The sequence below is a fragment of the Streptosporangium sp. NPDC000509 genome (assembly GCF_042898365.1).
In the GTDB taxonomy this organism is placed as follows: Bacteria; Actinomycetota; Actinomycetes; order Streptosporangiales; family Streptosporangiaceae; genus Streptosporangium.
The window spans coordinates 495,136-501,437 of record NZ_JBIAYX010000002.1 but is presented as its reverse complement, the minus strand read 5'-3'; the positions used below and the strand labels follow the sequence as shown (position 1 = coordinate 501,437).

The 6,302-nt window shown below is 72.3% G+C and carries 5 protein-coding genes; 1 reads left to right on the top strand and 4 read right to left on the bottom strand.

The annotated features are described in order from the left end of the window. Nucleotides 1-480 (top strand): WD40 repeat domain-containing protein (locus ACFY3D_RS05825; protein WP_389975370.1); only part of this gene is annotated, 480 nt, incomplete at its 5' end. 171 nt (nucleotides 481-651) lie between these two features. Here the strand turns inward: ACFY3D_RS05825 and ACFY3D_RS05820 are convergent. From ACFY3D_RS05820 to ACFY3D_RS05805, 4 genes are all read right to left on the bottom strand, one after another. After that, nucleotides 652-3,063 (bottom strand): GH1 family beta-glucosidase, encoded by a 2,412-nt coding sequence (locus ACFY3D_RS05820; RefSeq protein ID WP_389975367.1) that lies wholly within the window; start codon nucleotides 3,061-3,063, stop codon nucleotides 652-654. A gap of 224 nt (nucleotides 3,064-3,287) precedes the next feature. After that, nucleotides 3,288-4,091, bottom strand: a complete 804-nt coding sequence (locus tag ACFY3D_RS05815) for a hypothetical protein (RefSeq protein WP_389975364.1) — start codon at nucleotides 4,089-4,091, stop codon at nucleotides 3,288-3,290. 4 nt (nucleotides 4,092-4,095) lie between these two features. After that, entirely contained in the window at nucleotides 4,096-4,737 is a 642-nt protein-coding gene (locus ACFY3D_RS05810; protein ID WP_362519929.1) for a response regulator transcription factor, read from the bottom strand. Continuing rightward, entirely contained in the window at nucleotides 4,728-5,966 is a 1,239-nt protein-coding gene (locus tag ACFY3D_RS05805; protein WP_389975361.1) for a histidine kinase, read from the bottom strand. Before ACFY3D_RS05805 ends, ACFY3D_RS05810 begins: the two co-directional genes overlap by 10 nt. Nucleotides 5,967-6,302: the final 336 nt, after the last annotated feature.

The following is a 6,302-nucleotide window of genomic DNA, read 5'->3' as shown; positions in this document are numbered from 1 at the left end:
GGACGCGGCGAGCCGGTGGTGTTGCGCGGGCATCAGGGTCTGGTGTGGAGCGTGTCCTTCAGTCCCGACGGGCTGCACGTGGCGAGCAGTGGCAACGACGGCACGGTCCGGGTGTGGGACGTCTCGGGACGCGGCGAGCCGGTGGTGTTGCGCGGGCATCAGGGTCTGGTGTGGAGCGTGTCCTTCAGTCCCGACGGGCTGCACGTGGCGAGCAGTGGCAACGACAACACCGTCAGGATCTGGACGGCCGCGGGCCGAGGCGAGCCCGTGGTCTTCCAGGGGTACGGCGCCTCTGTCGAGAGCGTGGGGTTCGGGCGCGACGGCCGCCACCTGGTCACCACGCACGGCGACGCCACCGTCCGGGTCTGGCGGTGCGACGTGTGCGGCCCGATGGAGGAGGTTCTGGAGCTCGCCCGCGACCGCACCGTCCGCGAGCTCACCGCGGACGAGCGCAAGGTCCTCCTCCAGACCCCCGGCTGACCGTCGGGCCTCCCGCCCGCGTCCCCGCGCCCCCGGTCCGCGAGCCGCCCCCGGTCCGCGAGCCGCCCCCGGTCCGCGAGCCGCGGCCGGTCCGCGAGGCGCGTCCGGAGCGCGGGCCGCCGGACGCGGCTCGCGGTCAGCGCGTCGGGTACGTCTGGCGTCTCGAACAGCTCAGGTGGACTCCCGGACGACCAGCTCCGTGGGCAGGATCGTCGACGACATGGGCCCGCCGTCGATCTGGCGGAGAAGCAGGCGCACCGCCACCCGTGTCTGGTCCTTCGTGGGCACGCGCACCGTGGTGAGCGCGGGCACGGTGTAGGAGGCGGCCTCGATGTCGTCGAACCCCACGATCGCGACGTCGTGCGGCACCCGCCGTCCCGACTCGCTCAGCACCCGCAGGGCGCCGATCGCCATCAGGTCGCCCACCGCGAAGACCGCGTCGAGCGCCGGATCGTCGCGCAGGAGCTGGCGCATGGCCTCCGCGCCCGAGGCGAGGGTGAGGTCGCCGACGGCGATGATCGACCGGTGCCCGGTGTCGCGCAGCGCCTTGCGGTATCCCTCAAGCCGCTCCCCCGCGCCGATCGCGTCCGGGGGCCCGGAGATCGCGGCGATCCGCCGCCGTCCCCGGTCGAGGAGGTGCCTCACCGCCGAGGCGGCACCGCCCACGTTGTCGATGTCGGCGTACGAGATCCGCGTCTCCATCGCGGACCTGCCCAGTGACACGACGGGGACGCCCGTGCGAGCCAGCGCGGCGGGCAGCGGGTCGCTGCCCCGGGTGGACACGAGCACCACCCCGTCGACGTGCCCCGAGGCGGCGTACCGCTCCACCCGGAGCCGACCGGCCGCCGAGTCGGCGAGCATGAGGGTGACGCGCTTGCCCGACTCCTCCAGCTCCCCGGTGACCGAGCGGACGGTCGCGGAGAACAGCGGGTCGTCGGCCCTGACCGAGGCGGGGGAGCCGACGACGACGAGCGCGATCGAGTCGGTGCGCCGGGTCACCAGGCTGCGGGCCGCCGAGTTGGGGACGTAGCCCAGCTCGTTCACGGCGTTCATCACGATGGCGCGGAACTCGTCGCTGACCGTGCCCTCACCGTTGATCACCCGGGAGACGGTCGACCTCGACACGCCCGCGCGGGCCGCGACCGCCTCCAGGGTGGGACGCTTGGCGCGCTCGCGGTGCAGCCCGTTGTGCCGGATCACCTCGCGGTACCACAGCGCGCTGTCCTTGGGCAGCCGACGCTGCGTCTCGAAGTCGACGTGCACGATCCCGAAGCGCTTGTGGTAGCCCTCGGCCCACTCGAAGTTGTCCATCAGCGACCAGACCAGGAAACCGCGCAGGTCGGCGCCGGCCTCGATCGCGGCGTGCGCCGCCCTCAGGTGGCCCTCGAAGAAGCCGGTCCTGTCGGCGTCGTGCACGCGGTCGTCCTCCACCACGTCGTCGAAGGCGGCACCGTTCTCGGTGACGAGCAGGCCGACCTCGGGGTAGTCGCGCGAGAGCCGGGTGAGCAGCTGGGAGAGCCCGGTCGGCACGATCGCCCAGCCCATCGCCGTCGTCGGGGCGTGGGTGCCGCTGAACAGGATGTCCTCGCTGCCGGGGTAGGCGGCGTTGGCGGGCTCGCCCGGCCGGGACCGTACGACGCAGGGGGTGTAGTAGTTGATCCCGAGCAGGTCGACGGGCTGGTTGATCGTTTCGAGGTCGCCGTCGCGGATGTGGTCGATCCCGCCCATGCGTTCCATGATGGCGAGCGCCGGGTCGGGATACTTCCCGCGCAGGGCGGGGTCGAGGAACTGCCGGTTGATGAGGCAGTCGATCCGCTCCACCGCCTCGGCGTCCTCGGCGGAGGGGACGAGGTCGGGGTCGTTCACCTGGCCGGGCGTCATCACCGGCGTGAGGTTCAGGGTGAGGGCGATCTCGCGGGCGCCCGCCTCGCGCAGCACCTGGGCGCCCAGCCCGTGGGCGAGCAGGAGGTGGTGGGAGGCGCGGAACGCCTCCGCCGCCGACGCGCGGCCCGGCGCGTGGATGCCGATGCCGTACCCCAGCACCGCCGACACCCACGGCTCGTTCACCGTCATCCACGTCCCGACGCGGTCGCCGAGCCGGTCGTGCATGATGCGCGCGAAGTCGGCGAAGCGGTAGGCGGTGTCGCGGTTGGTCCACCCGCCCCGATCCTCCAGCGCCTGGGGGAGGTCCCAGTGGTAGAGCGTCACGTACGGCGCGATGTCGGCCGCGAGCAGCTCGTCCACCAGCCGGTCGTAGAAGTCGAGCCCGTCGGCGACGGCGGGCCCGGAGCCCGACGGCTGGATCCTGGGCCACGCGACCGAGAACCGGTAGGCGCCGAGGCCCAGCTCCGCCATCATCCGGACGTCGTCGGCGTAACGGTGGTAGTGGTCGCAGGCCACGTCGCCGGTGTGGCCGTCGGCGATCCTTCCGGGCGTGCGGGAGAACGTGTCCCAGATCGACGGGCCGCGCCCGCCCTCTCGCACGGCGCCCTCGATCTGGTAGGCGGCGGTCGCCGCCCCCCAGACGAAGCCCTGGGGAAAGGCCAGGGTCTCGCCCCGGGCCGAGATGGTCGTTACGGTCATGCTTCGAAAACCCCCCGTCGGTTCTCGCGACTGCCGGAACGCGCGGGGTGGCGGGTCGCCGTCGTCCCGGTCGGTGGAAGCGTTCCACCGCCATCATGAGCACGGTCGCGGCCCGGCGTCGAGAGGGTTCCCCCAATGCGTGGGAACGCTCCCACTCTAAGGGGAGAGGGGAAACCAGGACGGGAAGGGTGTACGGTTCGTCCTTTTCCGGCCAGGGGGATAGGTCAGAACGGGAAGATGTGCAGCGCGCCGCTCCCGGTCAGAGCGGTGATCCGACGAGGTGCGGCCGGGTCGCGCCGCACCTCGACGACCGCGTGCCCCGGGCCGGTCCGCACGTCGTAGCCCTCCCGGTACTCCTCTCCGTCCGGCACCCTCACCCTCACGTCGCCGGTCGTCCTCGCCACGGCGCCGACGTCGCCGGGCGGGACCGTGAACCCCAGGTCGACGTCTCCCGTAACGGTCTCGACGTCGGCCTTCGTGGACCCGAGGTCGATGCCGATCACGTCCCCCGTCCGCGTCCGTGCCCACAGATCGCCCTTCGTGCCCTCCACGATCACGTCGCCCACGGTGGTGGAGAGGCGCAGGTCACCGTCGATGTCGCTCGCCATGAGGGTCCCGAAGCGGCGGGACTTCACCTCGACGTCGGTGGCGGCGGGTACGCGCAGGGTGTAGTCGGCCTGGCAGACGGGGTCACCGGGACGGTCGCCGCCGGGGCAGCGGACGTCGAGCCTGAGCGTCCGCCCGTCCCACTCCTCGGTGACCACGGGCCGATCCCGGGTCCAGAAGAGCATCCGCTCCAGGTCCAGCCGCTTCACCGCCCCCGGTACGACCGAGATGTTGACGTGACTCGCGCTCTCCACGACGATCCCCGGCGCGGTGAGCGCCCAGGAGCGCATCGTGGTCTCGGTGGTCCGGCGGGGCGCCGTGATCTCGGCCCACGCCCCTATGGCGGTGAAGGCGACGGCGAGCGCGGTGAGCGCGCCGCCCGCGACCAGCCAGGCGATCCGCACGTTGTTTCTTGTCGGCATGCTTTCAAACCCTCAGGAATCGCAGGACGGCGAGTACCCGGCGGTGGTCCTTGTCGGCGCCGGAGAGATCGAGCTTGGTGAAGATGTTGTTGATGTGCTTGCCGACCGCGCTCTCCGACACCACCAGGGCCTCGGCGATCCCGGTGTTGGAGCGGCCCTCCGCGATCAGCGAGAGCACCTCGTGCTCCCTGCGGGTGAGCCGGTCCAGCGGGTCGCTGTGCCTGCGCAGCAGCAGCTGGGCGACCACCTCGGGATCGAGGGCGGTGCCTCCGGCGGCGACCCGGCGCAGCGCGTCGAGGAACTCCTCGACGTCGGCCACCCGGTCCTTGAGCAGATAGCCGACCCCGCTGGTCGCGGTGGACAGCAGCTGGGTGGCGTAGCGCTCCTCGACGTACTGGGAGAGCACGAGGATCGCGAGCGTCGGCCGCTGGCGGCGCAGCACGAGCGCCGCGCGCAGGCCCTCGTCGGTGTGCGAGGGCGGCATCCGCACGTCGGTGACGACGAGGTCGGGGACGTGCTCGTCCACGGCGCGCAGCAGCCCTTCGGCGTCGGACACCGCGGCCACGACCTCGATGCCCGCCGAGCCGAGCAGGCGGACGAGCCCCTCCCTCAGCAGCACCGAGTCCTCGGCGAGCACTACGCGCACGGCAGCTCCACTCTGATCGTCGTCGGCCCGCCGAGCGGGCTGTCGACGTACAGGATGCCGTCCACCGAGCCGACCCGGCGGGCCAGGCCGCGCAGGCCGGTCCCGGCGTCGGGGTCCGCGCCGCCGTGGCCGTCGTCGCCGACGGAGACGTGGAGGCGGTCACCGACGCGTTCGACGACGACCTCGGCGCAGGACGCCCCCGCGTGCTTCGCGATGTTGGTGAGCGACTCGGACACGACGAAGAACGCCACCGCCTCGACCGTGGGAGAGACCCGTTCGGCGATGTCGACACTCAGCCGTACGGGGAACGGCGCCCGCACCGCGAGGCCGGACAGCGCCGCGTCCAGGCCCTGGTCGTTGAGCACGGCCGGGTGCAGCCCCCGGACGAAGTCGCGCAGCTCCTTGAGGGCCTGCTTCGCCTCCTCGTGCGCCTGCACGATCACCTCGCGTGCGGGTTCCGGCAGGTCGGTGAGGGTGGCGCGGGCCATGCCCAGGTTCATCGCGAGCGAGACCAGCCGCTGCTGGGTGCCGTCGTGCAGATCCCGCTCGATGCGGCGGCGCTCGGCGTCCGCGGCGTCGACCACCTCGGCCCGGCTCTCCTGCAACGTCTCGACCCGCTGGACGAGCTGGTCGCTCAGGCTGGGGCCGAGCAGGGCCTCGGCGGCGATCACGTCCAGCAGCGCGAACCCGCGGGCCACCCACGGCGCCGCGACGAACAGGGTCCCCGAGACGAGGACGAACGCCACGCTCCGCCAGCTCTCCTCCAGTGCCCAGTACCGCACGGCGAGCGCGGCGGTGACCAGGCCGCCCGCCCACGCCCCGACGACGGAGAAGGCGCCGATGCCGCTGATCAGCGGGGCGAGCAGGTGGTATCCGAGCCGGCGCCAGGTGCTCAGCGTCCTCGCCTCCTGAACCAGCCGCCTGAACGGGTTCATGCTCAGGGGGCGGCGCGCGACCGGGAGGATGTCGACGTCGAGGAAGGCGGCGAACCGGGATCGCTGCACCAGGGTGAGCAGCCGGACGACCACGAAGGACAGCAGCAGCGCGACCACGGGGACCACCACGGTCCACACCAGCAGCACCGCCGCCGCCACCAGCGCCAGGATCGTCCACGCGCCCAGCAGGGCGACCGGTGCCCCCACCACCAGGTGCGCGGTGCGGAGCCAGGTCCGTGTGGACCAGTGGGCGCTGATCCTCTCCCAGGGGGTGGTCATCTCGATGGCGGTCATACGACCACGGTAGAGATCGGGACGGCCGGGACACAGGGGCGAGGTATCCCAGAAAAAGGTAGGGCAAACCCCACCTTCGGCGCGGCTCCTTCCGGTGCGGCTCCCTCAGCGGTTCTCTTGGCGGTCCCTTCCGGTGCGGTCCCCTCGGCGGTCCCTTCCGGTGCCGCTTCTTCAGCGGTTCCTTCCGGTGCGGCCCCCTTGACGGTTTCCCGCACCGGTCTTTCGGGCTGCCCTCGTACGCCTCCGCGTCCAGCCGCCCCGAAGGCATCCGCCCCCGACGACCTCTCCCGACATTGCATGATCCGAAGATAACCCCAATGGGGGTAGTCCTGGGTT

Bases quoted from the DNA above. Each gene is read 5' to 3' on its own strand.
- ACFY3D_RS05820 (WP_389975367.1), bottom strand. From the start codon at position 3,063: ATGACCGTAACGACCATCTCGGCCCGGGGCGAGACCCTGGCCTTTCCC.
- ACFY3D_RS05815 (WP_389975364.1), bottom strand. From the start codon at position 4,091: ATGCCGACAAGAAACAACGTGCGGATCGCCTGGCTGGTCGCGGGCGGC.
- ACFY3D_RS05805 (WP_389975361.1), bottom strand. From the start codon at position 5,966: ATGACCGCCATCGAGATGACCACCCCCTGGGAGAGGATCAGCGCCCAC.